Source organism: Leptotrichia sp. oral taxon 498 (assembly GCF_002240055.1).
Lineage (GTDB): Bacteria > Fusobacteriota > Fusobacteriia > Fusobacteriales > Leptotrichiaceae > Leptotrichia > Leptotrichia rugosa.
Window position 1 is genome coordinate 1,988,316 of record NZ_CP016753.1, and the last position, 22,598, is coordinate 2,010,913.

At 31.6% G+C, this 22,598-nt stretch carries 18 protein-coding genes; 6 read left to right on the top strand and 12 right to left on the bottom strand.

Annotated elements, in window-relative coordinates:
• Positions 1 to 165: 165 nt before the first annotated feature.
• Positions 166 to 6,762, bottom strand: a complete 6,597-nt coding sequence (locus tag BCB68_RS09755; protein WP_094080601.1) for an autotransporter-associated N-terminal domain-containing protein — start codon at positions 6,760 to 6,762, stop codon at positions 166 to 168.
• Between the two features lie 506 nt (positions 6,763 to 7,268).
• On the opposite strand from BCB68_RS09755, the gene BCB68_RS09760 reads away from it, so the two are divergent.
• The 4 genes from BCB68_RS09760 to BCB68_RS09775 all read left to right on the top strand — a co-directional run bounded on the left by BCB68_RS09760 (position 7,269) and on the right by BCB68_RS09775 (position 11,333).
• Positions 7,269 to 8,237, top strand: coding sequence for an ABC transporter substrate-binding protein (locus BCB68_RS09760; RefSeq protein WP_094080602.1), 969 nt, complete (start codon positions 7,269 to 7,271; stop codon positions 8,235 to 8,237).
• A 161-nt stretch (positions 8,238 to 8,398) separates the two neighbouring features.
• A complete protein-coding gene (locus BCB68_RS09765; RefSeq protein WP_094080603.1) occupies positions 8,399 to 9,370 on the top strand; it encodes an ABC transporter substrate-binding protein in 972 nt (323 codons plus the stop codon).
• Between the two features lie 37 nt (positions 9,371 to 9,407).
• Positions 9,408 to 10,544: an ABC transporter permease gene (locus BCB68_RS09770; protein ID WP_094080604.1), complete on the top strand. Its 1,137-nt coding sequence runs from the start codon at positions 9,408 to 9,410 to the stop codon at positions 10,542 to 10,544.
• Positions 10,545 to 10,547: 3 nt separating this feature from the next.
• Complete coding sequence (locus tag BCB68_RS09775; RefSeq protein WP_094080605.1) at positions 10,548 to 11,333, top strand: ABC transporter ATP-binding protein; 786 nt, start codon at positions 10,548 to 10,550, stop codon at positions 11,331 to 11,333.
• Between the two features lie 128 nt (positions 11,334 to 11,461).
• Here BCB68_RS09775 and BCB68_RS09780 read toward each other — a convergent pair whose 3' ends face one another.
• Positions 11,462 to 12,703: a Fic family protein gene (locus BCB68_RS09780; protein ID WP_094080606.1), complete on the bottom strand. Its 1,242-nt coding sequence runs from the start codon at positions 12,701 to 12,703 to the stop codon at positions 11,462 to 11,464.
• A 200-nt stretch (positions 12,704 to 12,903) separates the two neighbouring features.
• Here BCB68_RS09780 and BCB68_RS09785 point away from each other — a divergent pair, with 200 nt between their 5' ends.
• Both BCB68_RS09785 and BCB68_RS09790 read left to right on the top strand, forming a co-directional pair.
• Entirely contained in the window at positions 12,904 to 13,650 is a 747-nt protein-coding gene (locus BCB68_RS09785; RefSeq protein WP_094080607.1) for a lipopolysaccharide biosynthesis protein, read from the top strand.
• Between the two features lie 62 nt (positions 13,651 to 13,712).
• Positions 13,713 to 14,294, top strand: a complete 582-nt coding sequence (locus tag BCB68_RS09790; protein ID WP_094080608.1) for a hypothetical protein — start codon at positions 13,713 to 13,715, stop codon at positions 14,292 to 14,294.
• A gap of 99 nt (positions 14,295 to 14,393) precedes the next feature.
• On the opposite strand, the gene BCB68_RS09795 is transcribed toward BCB68_RS09790, so the two are convergent.
• The 10 genes from BCB68_RS09795 to obgE form a co-directional block, all read right to left on the bottom strand.
• The gene (locus tag BCB68_RS09795) at positions 14,394 to 14,669 is read right to left on the bottom strand and encodes an HU family DNA-binding protein (protein ID WP_094080609.1); all 276 of its coding nucleotides are present in this window, start codon (positions 14,667 to 14,669) and stop codon (positions 14,394 to 14,396) included.
• A gap of 87 nt (positions 14,670 to 14,756) precedes the next feature.
• Complete coding sequence (locus BCB68_RS09800) at positions 14,757 to 17,432, bottom strand: cation-translocating P-type ATPase (RefSeq protein ID WP_094080610.1); 2,676 nt, start codon at positions 17,430 to 17,432, stop codon at positions 14,757 to 14,759.
• Positions 17,433 to 17,576: 144 nt separating this feature from the next.
• Positions 17,577 to 18,140: an OmpA family protein gene (locus BCB68_RS09805; protein WP_094080611.1), complete on the bottom strand. Its 564-nt coding sequence runs from the start codon at positions 18,138 to 18,140 to the stop codon at positions 17,577 to 17,579.
• Positions 18,092 to 18,310, bottom strand: a complete 219-nt coding sequence (locus tag BCB68_RS09810) for a hypothetical protein (RefSeq protein ID WP_094080612.1) — start codon at positions 18,308 to 18,310, stop codon at positions 18,092 to 18,094. The genes BCB68_RS09805 and BCB68_RS09810 overlap by 49 nt, the downstream gene beginning before the upstream one ends.
• 46 nt (positions 18,311 to 18,356) lie before the next feature.
• Entirely contained in the window at positions 18,357 to 18,740 is a 384-nt protein-coding gene (locus BCB68_RS09815; RefSeq protein WP_094080613.1) for an FAD-I family protein, read from the bottom strand.
• A 49-nt stretch (positions 18,741 to 18,789) separates the two neighbouring features.
• On the bottom strand, positions 18,790 to 19,167 hold the full coding sequence (locus tag BCB68_RS09820; protein ID WP_094080614.1) for a hypothetical protein: 378 nt from the start codon (positions 19,165 to 19,167) through the stop codon (positions 18,790 to 18,792).
• A 21-nt stretch (positions 19,168 to 19,188) separates the two neighbouring features.
• Positions 19,189 to 19,572: an adhesion protein FadA gene (locus tag BCB68_RS09825; protein ID WP_094080615.1), complete on the bottom strand. Its 384-nt coding sequence runs from the start codon at positions 19,570 to 19,572 to the stop codon at positions 19,189 to 19,191.
• A 219-nt stretch (positions 19,573 to 19,791) separates the two neighbouring features.
• A complete protein-coding gene (locus BCB68_RS09830; RefSeq protein ID WP_094080616.1) occupies positions 19,792 to 20,241 on the bottom strand; it encodes a PTS sugar transporter subunit IIA in 450 nt (149 codons plus the stop codon).
• Positions 20,242 to 20,295: 54 nt separating this feature from the next.
• Positions 20,296 to 21,222, bottom strand: a complete 927-nt coding sequence (miaA, locus tag BCB68_RS09835) for a tRNA (adenosine(37)-N6)-dimethylallyltransferase MiaA (RefSeq protein ID WP_237048634.1) — start codon at positions 21,220 to 21,222, stop codon at positions 20,296 to 20,298.
• A 67-nt stretch (positions 21,223 to 21,289) separates the two neighbouring features.
• Positions 21,290 to 22,573, bottom strand: coding sequence for a GTPase ObgE (gene obgE, locus BCB68_RS09840; RefSeq protein WP_094080618.1), 1,284 nt, complete (start codon positions 22,571 to 22,573; stop codon positions 21,290 to 21,292).
• Positions 22,574 to 22,598 lie beyond the last annotated feature (25 nt).

Genomic DNA, 22,598 nt, shown 5'->3' on the forward strand with positions numbered 1-22,598 from the left:
AAATAAACTTATTTTAAAATCGTGATTTTTTAATTTCATAGTAAAATTATACTTTACTTTGTTCGTAAAATCAAGGTTTTTTTATTAATAAATAATAAAAATAGTGAAACATAAAAGTCTCACTATTTTTTTATTCATGCTAAATTGTAAAAAAGTTTTCTTCAATTAGTAAATCAATCTGAATCCAAGTCCACCTCTTACATTTTCTCCCTTAGTGTCATATCCAGCATTTACTGTTACTCCGAATCTTGTGTTGTCAATTCCAATATTAAGGTCAAACTTACCGCTTCCTTTTCTGTCTTCTTTTTCATTCTTCAAGTTATACCAGTCTGCTGTCGTATATCTTACCTTGGCTTTATTTAATTCGTTTACTTTTCCTAGCTCATCTGTATAGGCTGCTGTAAGTCCTACTGACAAGTTTGTTTTTAGTGCCATTGGCTGTACATACTTAAATTCCACTCCAACTTCCGGTTTTACTGAAATATAGTCGTTTCCGTCAACTGTCAATCTGATTTCTCCGTCATCCTCTTTTATGTCCGTAAATCTTCCATATTCCACTTTCAATGCTCCGTATGGTCTTAAATGTGTTCTTTCTGATGTTCTTATGTCGTATCCCAAGTCAGTCTTCAATGCGGCTCCGTATGAATAGTAATCAGATTTCGCATTGAATGTGTCGTCAACTATCCAGAATCTACGTTTCATCTCATTTCTTCCTGCAAATACATCTCCTGCTATTGTCCATTGAAGTGCGCCGTTATGGTCCTTAGCCGGTGACATTGTCTTGAACACTCCTGCTTTTACCATTGTCTGGTTCTCTCTTGAGCCACCTAAATCTTTAAATTTATAGTGGTTGTTTACCGCACCTGCATACCATCCTTGGCTGTGACCCATTCTCACATCTTCCTTTTCATGGACGTAAGCTACTCCGTAGGCGTTGCTTTCGTTATCTATCACTCCTGCTGTATCTGTGTTGTATTCGTTTCTCATTCCAAATACTTTTATCTTGTTGCTGTCTTTCGATGGATTTCTCCACTGATCCTGAAGATAACTGAACTCCTTGTCAAGAAGGCTTCCTGTTTCGTTTATTCTCTGCTGTGTATTTGAATATTGGTAACCCTTCATTTCATTTACTGCTTGTGCAAATATGTGAGTTTCACCTTTTCCTATGTCATTCAATTTATTAAACAGAAGTTTTTCTCTGGCACCTCTGTCGCCGTATGTGTCAGCTCCATATCTTTGTTCCAGTCCATCCAGGAAGTTCTTCGTATCTGGATCTTTTGCGCTTGCAAAGTCTGTATATGGAACTTTTACCAAGTAGATTCTGTCTATTCCGCTTCCTGCCAAGTTTCTTACTGGCTGTGCAAGCCAAGTCAAGCTTGATGAATTTACATTAAGTGTTCCTGTTATTCCTGTCAACGCATCGTTATATGGTTTTAATATGTTGTCCCCTATTTCAATCGCTTTGGCATTTGAATATTGAGTAGCTTCTACTCCCACTATCAAGTTTATATCTGTCAATCCTGACAAATAATGCAATCCTTGAATTGGGTGAGTGAAGTTAATTCCTGATGTATCTACATACATTGCTAGGCTTGTGATTTCTCCAGTCTGCCCTTTTTGTGAGAAGTCTTTCAAGTTAAATGTTCTAAATGGATCATTCAATAGTGTACTGTCTCCTGCTCTCACTTCCACCAATGTCGCATTAGGTGTTGCAGCATTTGTGTCAACATTTTCTATTGCTACTGGTTCAAGTGTTCCATCTGGCTTTCTTACCATTACTGACTGTGGATTTGCCTTTGGCGGAGTCTTGATTACTACGCTTCCTTCAGGTTTTTCATCTGTAGCTGAGGCCAAATATATTGGTCTGTCTGAGTTGTTATGTCCTGTCACTCCTCTTGCAGAATCTTCATCTTCCGCATAAGGCATGCTTACGCTTCCTGTTCCATCTGAGTAAACTCCCATTGTATCTGGTCCTGTTATTTCGATGTTACCATAGTTCTTAAGGATACCTCCGTTGGCTAATACCACACCTTTCATTTTAGATCCTGTCGCTACTGTCTTTATTGTTCCGTAGTTTATTCCTGTCGCTCCCTGGTCGATGTACATTCCTACTGTGTTAGCTCCGCTCAGGTTGATTATTCCACTTGTTTCATTTATCGCTTTTGAACCTGCTCCTACCGCATACATTCCTATACTGTTTGGAGTCGTTACATTGATTACTCCTCTGTTTACTACTGTTCCTCTATTTGAAACCGCTCCTGTTGCTTCATCAAAATATCCTGTTGCCATTCCGATTCCAAATTCTTTTGTCATTGTATTAGACGGTCCTACATTAATTGTTCCTGTATTCGTAATTGTTCCACCTGTCGAGTAAAGACCTATATTTCCTACCCCTGAACCTAGGTTAAGAGTTCCGTTGTTCACTGCATCCTGCAATGAGTAGATTGCATATCCGTTACTTCCTGTAGTATTTACAGTACTGTTATTAGTTATCAAGCTTCCTGCCTGAATTGGTGATGCTGAGTAGATATACACTGACTTATCTCCAACTGTAGCTGTAGTTCCCGCTCCTGTTGTCAAGTTTACAGGTCTGTTTGTGATTAAGCTGTATCCAAATGACTGGTTGTTTCCAACATTCATATTTACATTTCCTGTAATATTTATTGCAGGAGATGGTGAATTCTTGTCATCTTGAGCATACACCCCTACCGCATTGTCGTTACCGACATTGATTGTTCCACCAGTTAATGCTATATTTGGACCTGTTGAGTAAATACCTAGTCCGCTGTCGTCAACATTGATTGTTCCGCCAGTCATATTTACGTTTCTTCCGTAAATACCGTATGAATTTTTACCAACATTGATTGTTCCTGATGTTGTTATTGGTGTATCAACATCTTGCGTAAACATACCGATTGATTCGCTTCCAGCTGTTGTTGCCGCAACATTAATTATACCTGTACTTGCATTTTCCATTGAAGATTTATCTGTGGCATACATACCTGCTGAAACTGTTCCATTTACATTGATTGTTCCTGCATTTGTCAATGTACCTCTTGAAGTTCCCATTGCAATTGAGTTGTTTCCACCGTTCATTGTAATTGTTCCGCCAGCTGCATTTGTCGCTTTAACGTCACCTGCTCCTCTTTCGTTGTTGTTTCCAATACCCAAGCTGTTGTTGTAGGCATAGATTCCAACTGAGCTGTCTTTGTTCACTGTGATTTTTCCTGTATTTGTCACATCAACCTTACCATATTGTCCAGCTGCAGCTAAAGTAGGATTATAGTATGCTTCTGTAGTTGGGTCAACTCTTGCTCCGGCATTGTTTATTCTGTATGAAAGTCCTAAAATACCAAATGATTTTTCTCCACCTACTGTCACTTCTCCAGCATTTACAATTGGAGTACTGTTTGTTCCGTAAATTCCTACTGCGTGTGGATTATTTTTTGTAGCTTCCACTTCCACTTTTCCACTTGCGTTATTATTAATTTTACCGTAGTTTACGTAAAGCCCTACTCCACCGTTTCCGCTGTCTGTTCTGTTTACTGTCACATTTCCATCGTTGTTGATACCAGTTTTATTATTGGCTGGCACTTTTGAATTAGATGAAGCTGCTACTGCAATTCCTACTGGAATATTTGCTCCACCTATTGAAGTAAGGTCTGCTGTGTTTAAGTTTGCAGTTACATTTTTTCCTGCTCCTACATTGATTTCAGCATTCTGTAAAAGTAATCTTCTTGTGAATACATAACCATCTGATGTTGACGAACTGTCTCCTTTGTCGATGTCAGAATCAATATTAAATTGAATACCATCAATTACTGCATATTTATATTTGAATTTATTACTTCCTGTTGTTATTTTAGCTCCAGCCAAGTATCCTGAACCACCTGTAAATTGGTTATCCAAGTTTGTTGAGTTCAATGGACCCGAATTTCTTAAATCCATTAATATTACATCATCTGATTTAACATCTATCTTAGTGTTACTATCGAATTGAATAGTACTTGGATTAGACATATCTTTTATGTAACCAGTTGCTTTTCCACCTAATGTTAATGTACCACCTTGGAATTCTATCTGTCCAACACCATCAGAATACAAGGCATATCCTGAACCTTCATAATCTACTCCACCATCTCGCAAAACAACTTTACCATTTGCTCCTGTGGCTGCAGCAGCTACCGCTGTATTAGTTGCTTTTACTGTGTTTTTATTTGCTATTATAGTCGCTCCATCAGCAAATAATCCAAATCCTGCATATACATCAGTATCATTTCCTGCCTTATCTTTTGCCCTTGCACCTGTTATATCAATGTTATATTCACCTGTTCCATGTCCAAAGGTACTTGTAGATTGACTAATATCCACTTCACTGCCACTTTTTGCATACACACCTCCAGAATTTTTAGAAAGAGTTCCTCCAACGTAAACAGGATTGCCATTACTAATTTTACCTTTTATTTTAAGTCCACCAGCTGCAGCATCTGTTTTTACTTTTGCACCACTTTCAGTATATACAAATACTCCATCTTCCATTGCATCTGTATCAGTTTCAATACTTTTAGCTGTCACATCTGGCGTATTATGTGCTGAATTATGTCCAGAAGCATAAATAGCAACATTATTATTTCCGCCTTTTAACACCATTTCACTTTCAGAGTATACAGTACCTACATTACCACTATTATTTTTTACTACAATTCCAGTATTATTATTTCCACCTTCAAGTCTTATACTACCAGCACCTAGATAAATATTAGCATCATTAGCCGTTGGTGTAGTACCATATAAAGCAGGATATACTCCAACATTATTACTTCCACTTAATTTAATATAATGTCCTTGTAAATCTACATCATCTGCTGCATAAATCCCTGCTGACCCATCTGTTGTTCCTCCAGAAGTTTGTACATCAACTGCAAGTTGTCCTGTTACAACAGAATTTTTATTTGGCAAATACAGTCCCGCACTTGATTTACCACTTATAATCAAAGGATGTGAATTATTTTCAGCAGTAGTTCTATTAGTTATTCCGCCAGTTATTTCATTATAATATTTACTATTATGTGCACTTTCTGAATGTACTAGTTGTAATTGATTTCCTGCACTTTTTCCATCACTAAAATTAATAAATAAATCTATTCCCATATCACCATTATTAGGAAATAATCCTGCTGTAGTGTTTCCTGTTAATTTTAAAGTTCCTTTATTTATAACACTTATATGTCTATGTCCACCATTTTGTTCTGGCAAAAATAAAAACATAGCTGTATTATCTGTTTCCGCGGTTACACTTCCCTTGTCAGCATTGTAAAAATATTGATTGTTAACTTTATTATGATTAACTACATTATCTTTTGAAACTAAAAATACAGCATGTTGAGTTTCAGGCTTTCCGTCCTTTCTTTTTTCCAATAACACTTTACCATCATTAAAAACAACACCATTTGCTTCACCAGTAGTAAAATCAGTATGTTTATAACTATGTGTAAATATTGCTTTTTGTCCTCTTATAGTAATATTTCCTGTATTACCAAAAACATTGTAGAAATCATCTGTAGATACCTTTGATGAATTAGCGTTTGTTTTTTTTATATCATCAAATACTGTAGTATTGTAAGACCCCATTCCACCAGTTGTTAATGCTGTTTGAACATCTGTCATACTAGCTCCACCATGCACATCTTGGTGAACAAGTTCAGCATAATGATCAGTATCAGTAAATCCGTCAGTTACAGTATAATCAATTTTTGAAGAGTTTAAAGTAACTCCAAATTTTTGATGTCCATTTACTTGAAAGAACGCATTATTACCAGTTGAAGTAAAAGACTTATTATCATATTGTGTTCCAAAACTTGCTTTTGAATTTCCATCATAACTAACTGTAATTGAAGACGGTTTAATTGAAACCGGTGTTACCCCTTTAACATTAGCAGTATGAGTAGACTCTCCATCACTTCCAATACTATTAATTCTTTTAATTTCTATTTCTCCACCTTGTATACTAATAGATTCCACCGCTGCATTTCCACTTGATGAAAATACTCTTATAGATTCTCCACTTCCACGAGATTTTGAAGTAATATCTAATTTAACACTTATATTAGGATTAGGAGCAGCAATACTTGGAGTAACTGGCGCCGCCACAGTAGTAGGCTCAAAAGCTGGAAGTCCACTAAGATCAACATTCAAAGCCAAATTAGCATTCTTAGCCAACGGTGTAATAGGTTTTAGTGCCGCTGCTATTGGTATTGCCGCATTAGGCTCAATTGGGAATGTTATATCAGTAGAACCACCATAGCTTAGCTGTCCTCTTCTTTGGTATTGATATTTATCCATTCCTGTACTTCTTGTGTATTTAACGTCTTTTACTTTATCTCCACGTCCTTTATATTCACCATTCCAGTTGTTATTAACATAATTCATTCCATATTGCCAAGAGCTCCAAGGTGATTTAACTACGTGATCTCCTTGTTCCATTAATTGAATTAATTCAAGATTTGTCGCTCTTAACAGCTTGTTATTTTCCTGTCTTGCCCGCTTAAAATCCTTCTGTAGTTGTAATATGGATGTATTTATTGCATGTTCCTGTGTTTTTATTTCGTCCTCTGCTGAATAAAGATTAACTGTAAACCCAGTAATTCCCAACATTCCTGTCAATAGGAAAGTAATAACCGCTGAGTCTGTATATTTAAAATCTTTAACTCTTTTTGCAAAAGCTTTCAGTTCTTTTTTTAAATTTCTTAAATTATCAGTCATAAACTTTAACCTCTCTTCAAATTTTTTTAAAAACTAAGAAATGCGGAAAAACTATCAAGAATAGCTTTAAATGAGTGAGTGATTTTAATAGAATTTCCGAACTTTTTTAAATTTTTTACTTTTTTAGTAACATTAACATTATAACAATCGAAAAAAAAAAAATCAAGCTTTTTTTTAAGAATTTACAAAAAAATTGAAAGGATAAATGCTTTTTTTTATTTATTAACAAAGATAAAACAAATATTAAGACTATTATTAACTGGATTTGAAAAGATGCACTTTTTATTTTTTTTAATAATAAAAAATAGGGGGTATTGATTTCCTAATATAATTTTTAATACTTTTCTTATAATTTTAATGCCTTGCTATATTTATATTCTTGACAGCTTAGTTTATAATTTTATCCCGAATGCCACAAAAAAATAATTATTATTGCTTTAACCAAAAAAAAATGGTATTATTTAATGATGAAAAAAATGTAGGATAGTAGGAAGCGAGGGAAATTTATGAAAAAATTATTAATTTTGTTTAGCCTTCTGACTTTTTTAATTATCGGTTGCGGTAATTCAGCAGAAAGCGGAAATAAAACAAATGAAAAGACAGGTAATTCCAAAAAATTTAAGATAGGAATTACACAAATTGCGTCACATCCGGCGCTAGATAATGCGAGAAAAGGATTTGAAGATGCCTTTAAAGAAGCTGGAGTCGATGCGGACTTTGATGAAAAAAATGCAAATGGGGAAACTGCAAATGCAAATCTTATTGCAAATAATTTTGCCAGTTCAAAAGTTGACTTAATTTACGCAATAGCGACAAGTACAGCACAAACTGCGGTACAGTCAACAAGTTCTATACCAATTGTCTTTGCGGCGATTACAGACCCAAAATCAGCTGGAATTTTGAAACCAAATGTAACTGGTGTCAGTGACAGAATGGATGTATCTGAACAAATGAAACTGCTAAAAAGATTGGATGACAAAATCAAATCAGTTGGTGTCATTTACAATTCATCTGAACCAAATTCAAAAGTTCAAGTGGAAGACTTAAAAAAAGCATCAGCGCCACTAGGACTTACAGTTGTTGAGAAAAGTGTAACTCAGGCAAATGAAATTCCACAGACAGTTGATAATTTGACAAGGGAAGCCGACGCAATCTATTTGCCGACAGATAATTTGGTCGCTTCGGTTGCAAATTTAATCACAGAAAAAGCTGCAAGTGCTAAAAAAATAGTATTTGGAGCGGAAGCCGCCCATGTAGAAAAAGGAGCTTTAATAACTCAGGGAGTAAGTTATTATGAAATTGGAAAAGAAGCTGGAAAAATGGCAATTGAAATTTTGAAAAATGGTAAAAAGCCAAATGAAATCCAGTTTAAGCAAATGCCATTAAGCGAAATCGTAATTAATGAAAAAACACTTGCAGCGCTAAATATTAACTTGCCACAAGATATTAAAAGTAAAGCAAAAATGGTAAAATAAAAAATATAAAAATTTTTTTATTAAATTTATTAAATTAAATACTTACTAATAATTAAATTAATAAATTAATTAATCAAAAAATTAAAAATTTTAAATTTTTAAAAAAAATAAAAATTAAGAAATTAAAAAATAATAAATTTTAAGAAAGGAAAAATAAGAACATGAAAAAGATATTATTGGTGCTTGTAAGTTTAATTTTTGCACTTTCGTGTGGAAATAAAAACGACACAGTCAATGGAAAGACTCAAAATAATTCACAGCAAAAAGCTAAATTCAAAATTGGAGTAACTCAGTTTATGACACATCCATCGCTTGATTTGGTAAAAAAAGGATTTGAAGATGCGATAAAACAAGCTGGAATTGATGCAGACTTCGATGAAAAAAATGCAAATGGAGAAGTTTCAACTGCAACATTAATCGCAAATAACTATAAAGCCGACAAAAAAGACTTGGTATTCGGAATTGCAACTCCGTCAGCACAGCAGCTGGCAAACAACATAACTGATATACCAGTACTATTTTCTGCTGTGACAGACCCCGCTTCTGCCAAAATTTTAAATTCAAATGTAACAGGGACAAGCGACAAGGTTGACAACGTTTCACAGCAATTAGATTTACTTTTAAAATTAAATCCCAATGTAAAAAAAATAGGAGTTTTATACAATCCATCTGAACAAAACTCACTTGTTCAAATCGCTGAAATTCAAAAAAGAGCAAAAGAAAAAAAATTAGAAGTTGTGCTACAAGGTATTACAAATTTTGGAGAATTGGCTCAAGCTACAAAAAATTTACTTACACAAGTTGATGCTCTTTATTTGCCAACTGATAACTTGGTAGTCTCAGGAATGCAGCTTATCACATCAGAAGCGATAAATGCTAAAAAAATAGTCGTTGTTTCCGAAAACTCATCAGTTGAAATAGGAGCACTATTTACAATGGGAATTGACTACTACGAATTAGGTAAGAGAACTGGTCAAATGGCAGTTGAGATTTTAAACGGAAAACCTGTTTCGCAAGTTCCTTTTGAAACTTCAAAGCAATTAAAGCTTTATGTTAATAAAAAGACTGCAAAAGCACTTGGAATCGATATAAATAATCCGCTATTTAAAGGTGCCGAAATTGTAGGTAAATAAAACAAAAAAACTAATACAAAAAGAAAGAGAGTAAAAAATGAATGAGTTGGTAATTTTCTTACAGAGCTTGCCTGAAGCTTTTAAGATAGGATTTATATATTCAATAATGGTTATGGGAGTCTATTTGACTTATAAAATACTGGATTTTCCAGATATGTCGGTGGACGGAACTTTTCCACTTGGAGGATTTATCTTTGCGGCGTTTTCCCTTTCGTCAACAGGATTTTTTGGAATAACAAGTCCTGTTATGGGACTAATTTTAGCCGTTATTGGTGGAATGATAGCTGGACTTATTACAGGAGCACTGCACGTCTATTTAAAAATTAACGGACTTCTTGCGGGAATTCTTGTAATGACTGGACTTTACAGTATAAATTCCAGAATTGTCGGAATGCCAAATGTGTTTATTTCGCCAGAGAGAAGTATTTATGAAATAGTTTCGTTTGAAAAAAACTTTATTCCATTTATAATTATATTAGTATTTTTACTAATTTTAAAAGGATTTTACGATTATAAAATCAAAGCAAATAAATATATGTTTGTAAGCATGGGAGTTTATACAGTTTCAACAATCGTATTAATTATCTATGTTGCACTTACAAAAGATGTAAAACTTATGCTAACTGTTATAATTGCCTTTGTCATAAAGATGATAATTGACTATATTTTAACTTCAAAATTTGGATTTGCGTTAAGAGCACTAGGAAATAATGAACAGCTTGTAATCAGTTTGGGAGTCAATCAGAAAAGATTAAAAATATTTGGACTTATGATTTCAAACGGAGTTGTCGCACTATCTGGAGCACTTTTTGCCCAAAACTTAAAGGTTGCGGATTTACAATCTGGAGTTGGGACAATCGTAATCGGTCTTGCCGCAATAATTTTAGGACTTGGAGTATTAAAAAAATCGCAACTCATAAATGAAATTTCAATCGTTACGATAGGTTCGCTTATGTACTATTTCATAATAAATTTGGCACTTATGTCAAATACCTGGACAAAATCACTATTTCAAGCAATCAAATTGCCAGATAACTTAATTCAGATTTTGGAAATCAAGCCAACTGATGTAAAAATTATTACAGCTATAATTTTGACAATAATTTTATGGCACGAATTTGCAAAGAAAGCCAAAAAAGGTAAGAAAAAATTGAAAAAAGAAAGTGGAAGATAAAAAATGATAGAAATAAAAGATTTACATAAAACATTTTTTTCAGAACTAGGGACGGAAAAAAAAGTTTTCAGAGGACTAGATTTTACAATAAATGACGGCGATTTTATAACAGTTATCGGAAGCAATGGTGCAGGAAAATCAACTTTATTAAATGTTCTAAATGGACAAGTGATACCTGACGCAGGAGAAATTATTTTAAATGGACAAAATATAACATCTATAGAACAGCACAAAAGAGCCAGATGGATTTCTCAAGTTTACCAAAACCCGACAATGGGAACAGCGCCTTCAATGACCGTTTTAGAAAATCTGTCAATGGCGAAAAATAAAGGAAAAAGATTTAATTTTACATTCGGACTTGACACAAAAAACATTGATTTTTACAAGTCACAATTAGCTGACATCGGTTTAGGTCTTGAAAAGCAGCTGCATACTCAAGTAGGACTTCTATCTGGTGGACAAAGACAGTGTCTATCGCTTATAATGGCAACCCTAAACCGTCCAGATATACTTTTGTTAGACGAACATACAGCAGCACTTGACCCAGAAACTTCCAATAAAATTTTGGAAAAGACAAAGGAAATTATCGAAAAAAATAATATCACAAGCCTTATGATAACCCACAATATGCAAGATGCCATAACCTATGGAAATCGTCTTATTATGCTTCACGCAGGAGAAATTATTTTCGACATAAAAGGTGCTGAAAAGCAAAAATTGACAGTTGAAAAATTATTGGAAATGTTTAAGACAAAAGATGCCAAGTTATCAGATAAAGATGTATTTTAAAAAAATTTTTAAATTCAAAAAAAATTAAAAAATCGAAAATATTAAAATTATAAAAATAAAAGTGGAAATAATATAAAATAAAAATAAATTTCCACTTTTTTATTAATTTTATAAAAAATTTTAGAATTTTAAAATTTTTCTGCTATCCAGCTTTCTATTTCATATCTCAAAGGACGACTGGAAACTTTTTTTATAAATCCTTTTTTTTCCAATTCTTTCGTATATTTATTTATCGTCTGTTGAGTTTTATTTAAATTTGGAATTTTTGCTATATCTTTGTTTTTTATTTTTTCAAATTCGTTAAATAAATAATCTTGGATAAAAATATATAATATTTGCATTTCTATTTTTTTCACATCTTTTCTTTGATTTTCAATTTCTTCACAAATTTTATCCATATATTCCGCCTTTTCAATCGTTTTTTCAATTAATTCCAAAATTGAATTCTGTCCTTCAATAACATTTTCCAAAATATTTTCAACAAAAAAAGTTACTTCTCCCAAATTATATTTACTCTCGACTTCTTTAAATGATTTATAATATTTCATTTTATTTTGTGCAATCATATATGAAATTGACAGCGCTGTATATTTTCCCACATATTTAGCCAAGTTCATTGACAGCAAATATCTTCCAAAGCGACCATTGCCGTCATAAAACGGATGAATATATTCAACAAAAAAATGAATTATTGAAATTTTTATAAGCGACGGAATTTCTTTTTCGTTTAAAAGTTTTATTACTTTTTCAACTTCTTTTTGTATATTTTCCTCTCCTAAAATTCCCCGATGAATTACTTCCATCGCATCGTTTTTTATTTCAACGCCATCTTTTCTAAAAATTTTTCCATCTAATTTATAATTTTCACTCTCCAAAAAATCAATAAACAATTTTTCATATATTTTCCTAAAATCTTCAGAACTTTCAATTTTTTCTTCTTTATTTTTCAAAATATTTTCATATTTTTTTACAATTCCAACTAATTTTTCTTTTTTACTAAATTTTTTTTTACTAGTTTTATTTTGCAATTCGGAATAAATAGCCTTTTTGCTAGAATGAATCCCTTCAACTTTGTTCGTATAAAGAATTTCATTTACAAACAGCTTATTTACTGTATAAAACATCATCAAAGAAGTCAACTTTTGAAATTCTAATTCAATTTTTTTACTATTTTTATAAATTTCTTCCTGCAATTTAAAGTGTTTCGGCAAAAATTTAAAAAACAATGGCACTTGCTTTTTTTTATATTCGGAATAAATCATCAAATTTGTAACAATCGTTGAGCTATCTTTTATTCTTTTTTCATATTCTTCATCTAATTTTTTACTTTTATAATATAATTTTTCTAATTTTTCATATTTTATATACATTTTAATCACTCCTACTATATAAATAATATCATTTTTATATTTTAAAGTAAAGATTTTATAAAAAATTTTTTTATTTTTTATAATTACTAAAATTATTTAAAAAATTCAAAATACACAGTTTTTAAAATTTTTGTTGTAATATCCCATTTTTTTTGGTAAAATCTTAATTGAGAAAAAATATTTTTAGAAAGGAAATTAAAATGAATACAGAAAATCAAACATTAAATTTGAACACAATAATCAAAATTATTTACAAAAATAAAGCCTTAATTGCTCTAATTACAGTTATAACAATAGCGCTTGCGACAGCCTTTGTTTTTTTAAACAAATCTTTTAAAACGGAAATAAACTTATATGGAAATGACAAAGTTTTGACGGAAATTGGAGAAAATTCTCAATATTCACTTAGTTCATTTGAATTTTTTTCCTACATAAAAAATCATTCAAAAACACTAAAAAACTTAAATTTGCCAGAAAATAAATTTTTAAAAGAAATGTCAACTAGACTTACTACACAAACTGAAACTGGCGATCCGATGGTAAAAGTAAAATTTTCAACAAAAAGTAAATCCGAAGGGGAAAATTTTTCCAAAGAATATCACATACTTGCACAAAATTATTTGGCAGACAAAAAAAACAGTTATTTGAATTCTCAATTGAAATTATTGGATGAACAATATAAATTTATTTCTAAAAATACAGATATAAGAACGACGAAAGACCCTTTGACTGACACTCTGGTTTCAAGACTTTCATATTACAGACTTCTAAAAAATGATTCAAGCCCAGTTATAAAATACATTAATTCAACTACAAAACCATCATTAAATAAAAAATTAGTTTTAGCTGCAGCACTTTTTGTCGGACTATTTTTAGGAATTTTTGCTGCATTTGTTAAAGATTTTTCAAATACATTGGATTGGAAAGATATTAAAAGCAAAAAATAAATAAATTAAAGAAAAAGAGAAAATATAGAGAAAAAAATTAAAAAAAAAGAAAACAAGAAAAAATGAAAGGGAAAAGAAAAGGAGAAATGGATTTTTTTTATCACACGATAACAACATTAATTTTAATATTTTTTTATTATGTCGGCTTCAAATTTCCAGATTACGACTTCAAGTTTAAATTAAGCCATAGGAATATATTGACCCACTCTCCGCTACTTGTAATTATTTTATTTGTGCTGCATCAAAGTAAAATTCTTACATTGACTTATAAAACGAAGTATGACATAACAGATTTTGTAACGGTTGGACTTAGCCTTGGAATTGCAATCCATTTACTTTATGACTTATTTCCCAAAAGTTTTAAAGGCACAGCTCTTCTACAATTTCCTATTGTGGAAAAAAGTTTGTCAAAAGACGAAACAATTGCATCCATAATAATTTTTATCATCTTTTTGACAGGATTTTCTGTTTACAAGATAAAAAATTACCTTGATTTGGCAACAAACCTCATTTTAATAATAATTACTTTTATTTTAAAAAGAAAAAGTGAAAAAAAATTTTTTCGAGTGGCATTTCTTTTCGTCGCTATTTTCTCACTTTTAATTTATTTAAAACAAAACACAATTTTTAATAAATTTTTTTAAAATCAAAAAAACTATCTTAAAAATTGATATTCAAATCTATTAAGATAGTTTTATTTTTTGTTTTTCTTTTAATTTTTTTACTTTTAAATTATAATTTAATTATTTATTGACTTCGTCAGCCAATTTTTTACCAACTTTAAATTTTACTACTTTTTTAGCAGCTATTTGCATTTTTTCTCCTGTTGCCGGGTTTCTTCCTTCTCTTGCCGCCTTTTCTTCCACTTTAAATGTTCCCCATCCAACGAATTGGATTGATTCTCCTTTTAATAAAATTTCTTTTGCTGTTTCTAAAAAGGAATTTACTAATTCTTCCGATCTTTTTTTAGTTTCTCCTGTTGCTTTTGCATAAGCATCTACAAATTCTTTTTTTGACATTTTCATTCCTCCAATTTTTTTTATCACTATAATAGTACCATATTTTCGGCATTTGTCAAGTTTTAAAAGAAGCTTTTTAAAATTTTTTTAATCATTTTTTCTTCTTGAAATCACTTTTATAATTTCATTCACAACAAACGGAACAAGTGACAATCCTATCACCATTTCCCAATGACTCGGATCTATCGCAGTTACTTTAAACATTTGTGCAATACTTGGAATTGAAGTCAGACCAATTTGCAAAACTATCCCAATAACAATTGCTCCAATCAAAAATTTATTTCCAAAAAATCCAATTTCAAAAATAGTTTTTTTACTATTTCTCATTGACAATGAATAAAATAATTGTGAGAATGTAAGAACAATAAACGCCATTGTTCTTCCATAAGTTAAAATTTCCCGTGTTGCGGGATTACTGTCTTTTACGACCGAAATAGGCACAGTCCCGCTATGAATAATTCCTAGGTAAAATGCCACAAGTGTAAGCACTCCAATCAGCACTCCACCAACAATTGATCTCATTCCCGCACCTTCAGAAAAGAAACTCTCCTTCGGATCTCTAGGCTTTCTAGTCATAACTTCCTTATCTCCAGGATCCATTCCAAGCGAAATTGCAGGTAATGTATCCGTTATTAGGTTTACCCATAGAAGCTGAGTCGCAACTAACGGTATTGCCCAGCCGAATAACGTCGCAATAAATACACACAAAACTTCTCCTAAGTTACAAGAAAGCAAGAATATAATTGTCTTTTTGATGTTGTTAAAAATATTTCTTCCTTCTTCAATCGCATGAATTATCGTAGTAAAATTATCATCAGTCAATATCATATCACTAGCACCTTTAGAAACATCTGTACCAGTAATTCCCATAGCAACTCCTATATCGGCAAATTTAAGCGACGGTGCATCATTTACTCCATCTCCAGTCATTGACACAATATTTCCTTGCTCCTTAAACGCCTTTACTATTTTAACCTTGTGCTCTGGCGAAACTCTCGCAAACACTCTATATTTATTCACTTCCCTAGCAAATTTATCATCTGGAATCTCATCAATTTCAGCTCCAGTTAAACTTTGGCTAATATCTGTCGCAATTCCAAGCTCTTTTGCAATCGCAACCGCCGTATTCTTATGATCTCCAGTTATCATAATCGGAGTAATTCCAGCCTTTTTAGCTTCCACAATCGAATCTTTCACTTCAGTCCTAGGCGGATCAATCATTCCAACAATTCCAACTACAACCAGATCCTTTTCCATCTCTTCAGGTAAAATTTGACTGTTAACATCTTTAAATGCCACTCCAAGCACTCTTAAAGCGTCATCAGACATTTCTTCAGCAACTTTCAATATTTTATTTTTCGCTTCTTCAGTCAATGGCAAAATTTTTCCATTTACAAGAATTTTATTTGCTCTTGTAAGAATGTTGTCAATCGCACCTTTTGTATGAACTCTATATTTCCCACCTTCTTCATTAAGTGTCGACATAAGTTTTCTGTCCGAATCAAATGGATTTTCAGAAACCCTTTTATATTTAGCATTCAATGCGTTTTTTTCCAAATCAAATTTATTTCCCAAGACAATCAGAGCCACTTCTGTCGGATCTCCGATATCTTGTCCATTTTCAACAGATGCATCTGAGCAAAGCACAAACGAACGGATTAACTCAGTTTCATCAATATTTGCCTTTTGTCCATCTTGACTGGAAATATCTCTCAAATTATCCAAAGTATAAGTTTTTACAACAGTCATCTTATTTTGAGTAAGCGTCCCGGTTTTATCAGAACAAACGATATTTACCGCTCCCAATGTTTCAACCGCAGGTAATTTTCTCACAATTGCATTTTTCCTTGACATAGTCTTTACCCCAAGCGAAAGCACAATTGCAACAATCGCAACAAGTCCTTCAGGAATTGCCGCCACAGCTAGACTTATTGCAGTCATAAACATTTCAACTGCTTCTCTTCCTTGAATCAACCCTATGACAAAAATAATTCCACAAATTGCCAACGCTCCATATCCCAAAATTTTTCCAAGTTCTTCTAATTTTATCTGAAGCGGAGTCAATGTATTGTTATCTTCATCTAAAATCTGTGCAATTTTTCCAATTTCCGTATTCATTCCAGTTTCAACTACAACTCCTTCTCCTCTTCCATAAGTTGCCATAGTTGACATAAATGCCATATTTTCCTTATCTCCAATAGGTATTTTTGCATCAGTTGTAATAAAATTAGCATCTTTTTCACTTGGAACAGATTCTCCAGTAAGTGCTGACTCTTCAATCTGCAAATTAGCACTTTCAATAAGTCTGACATCTGCTGGAATATATCTTCCTGCATCAATTACTAAAATATCTCCCGGCACCAACTCTTCTGAATTTATTTCAATCACTTCGCCATTTCTTCTAACCAAGCTCTTAGGTGTCGTCATCTGCTGTAATGCTTCCAATGCCTTTTCCGCCTTAGATTCCTGCACAACTCCAACTATTGCATTTATAAGAACTACCGCTAAAATTATCAAAGCATCAGCTATCCCGTCTTTCCCATGCGCAATAATATTAACAACAGCTGCACCAATTAACACATAAATAAGCATATCCTGAAGCTGTGCCAAAAATAGCTGCAATAAACTTTTTTTCGGCTTTCCTTTTAATTTATTAGGTCCATATTTCTCCAGCCTCCTTTTTACTTCTTCCGTTGAAAGTCCCGTTTCAGCCGAGACATTCAACTCTTTTAAAACATCTTTTGGTGATTTAGTAAACCACATATTTTAACATACCTCTTCTTTCTAAAAAAATCTTTATAACTAGAATCATTATACACTAAAATCGATTTTATTTCTATAATTTATTATGAAAAAAATTGCCCTTTTAATAAAAAGGACAATATATATTATAAAATTTATTGTTGATTATTCAGTTGTGTTTTTTACTGGCGCAGCATTTTGAAATTGAATTTCAATTCTTCTATTTTCTGCTCTACCTTGTTCAGTTTCATTTGTAGCAATTGGTTGTTTTTCACCCATTGATTCCACTCCAATAATTCTTGCTGGATTCAATCCAAATTCAACTAATTTATCTCTAACAGCAACAGCCCTTCTCATTCCAAGTTTCATATTATAAGCATCTGAACCTTTAGAATCTGTATGTCCAACAATTACTAAATTTAAATTATTTACTTCTGCATATTCTTTTACATTTCTTAACAATTCATAATATTTTTCTTTAACTACAGATTTATCAAAATCAAAATTCAATTTATTAGAATCAAGTGTTATAGTCTTAGGACCTTCATCTATAATTCCTTGTTCCTTAGCTTCTTCTAATTCCAAAGCATTAATTCTTATTGTATTTTCTCTCATTTTAGTTGTAGTCAATCTTCTAGCCATTACTGGTGCTGAAATCATTAAAATTGCAAATATGGCAATTATTGTTGATCTGATGGTTGTTCTTGTTGTGGTTGTTGGTTTGACCATGATTCAGCCTCCTTTTCAAGAGATTTGTATTCTTTACTTCCTGGATATGGTTTGTTAGCTTTTAAATAATCTTCGATAGTATCTAATCTACCTGCATTATAGTCTACCAATTTTGCGTTTGTACAAGACAAAGCTCCTAATCCTAATGCTAATAATATTAATTTTTTCATATTTTTATCCTTTCCCTTCCTGTAATAACTACTTATTTCTATTTTTTTATTTCATTTTTCCTTGAATTCCATCTAGTCTTTCTTCCATTTTATCTAATAATTCATTAGTTTTGTGAAATTTTTCAATATTATTGTTAATTTCATCGACTCTTTTGCTAATTCTTTGTATTTCATAGTTCATCTGTTCACTTTCAGACATATTTTTTCTATTTATTCTTACTTTTTTTACTTTTTTTACATTTAAATTTACAGCAGAATTTCCACCTTGTTTTGTAACAGCTGGTTCAGAAGTTGTTTCTTTTGTTTTTCTCTGTTTAGCAAGTTTTACTAATCTTTGAACTGCAGCATCAGTATCTGCACTTTTTGCCATCACAGCAAACGGAAGTTGACTAAGCATTAATACTGCTATTATTCCTACTTTTTTATTCATTTTTTTTCCTTTCTAAAATAAATTAAAAGAATTTATTTTATTTGATTATTTATTTACCTGAACTTTTTCTTATAACTTTTCTAGAAGATTTCTTCTTACCAAAAACATCATTAAATCCTTTTAGTTCATTTTCTTCTCTTTGAACACTTCTCACTACGCTTTGATAAAAATCTACTCTATCTTTTGCTCTTGCAGTGTTATATTCCAATTTTTCCAATCCAGTTCTTGGTTTGTACACCTCTTCCACACTTCCATCGGCATTTTCAATTACAGTTAAAGTTTTATCAACTTTTTTAGGTTTCAAACTATTGTAGTAATCTTTTCTTGCATCATTTATTATAGCTTGTGCACTTTTACCAAATATCGGTAAAGAGGATGCCACCACTACACCGAATAATAATAATTTACTATTTGATTTCATTTTCATTACCATTCCTTCCATTTTTTATTAATCCATAACTGATAAAAGTGTTTCTAGTTCAGTAATTTTTTGTTCTTTTTCAGCTATCATTTTTTCAATATTGTAATTATTTTTTTCAAAGTCTTTTAAAATAACTTTATATTTATCTCTGTGCCATCTAACTTCAGAATCTACTCTTAATTTTTCTATAGTTTTTTCTCTTCCGTCTCTTTGTTCTTTTAGAACTTCTACTTCAGATTTTAACTTTTCAAGTTGTCTCTTATAAGATTCTTTCTGTGCCGCTTCTTTCTTCAACAATTCATTATATTGATTTTCAATAGAATTTAAACTGTCCTCCAACTTACTTGTTGCGGAGTAACTTGTCATTGAAACCATCATTATTCCTATTAACAAGAATCCCATCTTTTTCATTCCATTTCCTCCTACTTTAATTTGAAATCAACACTCCTCACTCACAATTGCATAAATTTTTCTCAAACTATTCTATAATGTTACCACTCACAATTATTATACCAAATATTTTTTAAAAATACAATATCTTTATAATTTATTTTTAAGAAAATAAAACCCCATTAAATAAAGGGGTTCTACATATTTTCTATATTTTTTTAATAAAAAAATAATAATTTATTATTTTAATAAAATTAAAACTTCTTCAACTGTTTCCGCAGACTCTATTTTTTCTACAAGTTCTTCTTCAAAGCTCAATTTTGAAATTTCTGCAAGTAAATCTAAATGTTCCCCTTTTGCATCTTCTGGTGCAGCTATCATAAATATTAATTTTGAAGGTTCATCGTCCATACTGTCAAAATCTATTCCAGTTTTAGAAATTCCAAGTGCTAAGGACATTTTTTTTATTAAATGTGTTTTTGTATGTGGAATTGCGACACCATCTTGCATTCCTGTCGGAGATAATTTTTCTCTTTCATAAATTGAGGAAATAAATTCATCTAAATCATCAGCATTCAAAATACCATCTTTTACAAAAACTTGCGCCATTTCTTTTATAACTTCCTCTTTGTTTTTCCCTTTTAAATCCACTTTTATTCTATTTTTTGATAAATATTCTAAAATTTCCATTTTTTTAATACAAGACCAAAATTTTGGTCTTTCTCCTTTCTCAAAATTTATTTTTTAAAAATTTTTCCATCTTTTTAAGATATCCTCTATAATTTCACATTCAGACATTTCAGAAAAATTGTAAACAATATAGTTCTTTTCTTTTTTAAACCAAGTCAGTTGTCGCTTTGCGTAATTTCTGCTTTCTTTTTTTATTAATTCTATGGCGCAATCAAAAGTTATTTTATGTTCAAAATATAGAAATAATTCCTTGTAGCCTATCGAAGATATTTTATAAAGATTCTTTCTGTACTTATTATATACTTTTTTTGCCTCTTCAACAAGCCCATTTTTAATCATAATTTCCACGCGTAAATTTATTCTTTCATACAATTCATCACGATTTCTATTTAAGAAAATTTTTAAAAATTTATAATTATTACTTTTTATATTTTTCATCCTTAATTCACTAAATTTTCCATTAGTTAAATAACAAACTTCTATTGCTCTAATTAACCTTAATTTATTAAATAAATCAATTTCATTGTAAGATTTTTTGTCCAAATCTTTTAAAATTTCCTGTAATTCTTCCAAAGATTTACTGGAAAGTTCTTCTCTAATTTTTTCATTTTTTGGCGGCAAATTGGCAAATCCATCAGTTATAGATTTTATATAAAGTCCTGTTCCACCGACAAGCATAATATTTTTATTTTTAGATTCCAAATTATTTTCTTTTTCAAATAAAATTTTGTTGACTTCTTTTTCAAAATCTCCGACAGAATAATCACTGCAAGGATCTGCAACATCAATCATATAGTGCTTTACCCCCTGCATTTCCTTTGGGGATATTTTAGCTGTTCCAATGTTTAACTCTTTGTAAATTTGAGAAGCATCTGCGGAAATAATTTCGCTATTTATTTCCTTTGCTAACTTTATTGATAAATCTGTTTTTCCAACTCCAGTAGGTCCAGCTATTACAATTCCTTTTAAATTTTTTTTCACCCCAATTTCTTTCCATCCTTTCCTTTTATTTTTTCTCTTGTTTTTTCCTTCCCCCATTTTTTATTTTTTAAATCACATATTCAAATTCATATCCAGCGATAAGTATTGTATCTCCTTCTTTTACACCTGCTTTTTCAAGCTCAGCTTCCATTCCCAGACTTCGCATTTTCTGTAAAAAATTAATAATTCCCTCTTCTCCAATAAATACATATTTATTAAGTACATCATCCACAATTCGTCCATCCACTTCAAAGGCGTTTTCACCAGTTTGTCTTATTTCCCAGTCCTCTTTTTTATTAATGTCACTTAATAAATCCTCAACTGATTCCACTTCTTCCAACGGTTCTCTAGGAATAGTTTGAATCAATTCCCAAGCTTTAGATAAAACCGGTTTTATCCCATCATTCGCAATAACCGAAATTGGATATATAAATTCAGCTCCATTTTCTTTTACAAATTTTTCAAACTCGTCGTATTTTTCATCTTCATAGAGCATATCAATCTTGTTTGCTACAACAATTTGTTTCTTTTGTGACAATTTTTCACTATAATTTTTTAACTCCTCATTTATTTTTAAAAAATCTTCTTTCGAATCCCTTCCGTCAATTCCAGAAATATCAACAATGTGAATAATCGCTTTACATCTCTCAATATGCCTTAAAAATCTATCTCCAAGTCCCACTCCTTCATGAGCGCCTTCAATCAAACCTGGTACATCGGCAATTACAAAGCTTTCTTCATCTCCCATTCTGACAACTCCCAATTTTGGTTTTAAAGTTGTAAAATGATAACTTGCAACTTTTGATTTTGCTTTTGACACCTTGTTTATGAAGCTTGATTTTCCAACACTCGGATAGCCAACTAAAGCTATATCTGCTAACATTTTTAATTCCATTTTTATTTTTAACTCCACGCCTTCTCTTCCACTTTGAGCGATTTTTGGCGCTTTTGTTACAGAAGATTTGAAGTGGATATTTCCACGGCCTCCATCTCCTCCTTTTAAAAACACCACTTTTTCATTGGGACTACTCAAATCAAGTAAAAGCCTATTTGTTTCAAAATCCCTAATCATCGTTCCAACTGGTACTTTTATGACCAAATCTTCTCCAGATTTTCCCGTTGCACGAGATGGCATCCCCTTTTGCCCATCTTGAGCCTTAAATTTTTTACTGCTTTTAAAGTCTACCAACGTATTGATATTTGGATCTGCAAGAAAGACAATATCCCCTCCTTTTCCGCCGTCTCCGCCATCAGGTCCACCAAACTGGACAAACTTTTCACGCCTAAAAGTAGCGGCTCCATCTCCTCCTTTTCCAGAAATTACCGTAATTACACTTTCATCAATAAACATCTATTTTATCTTCCTTTTCTATATT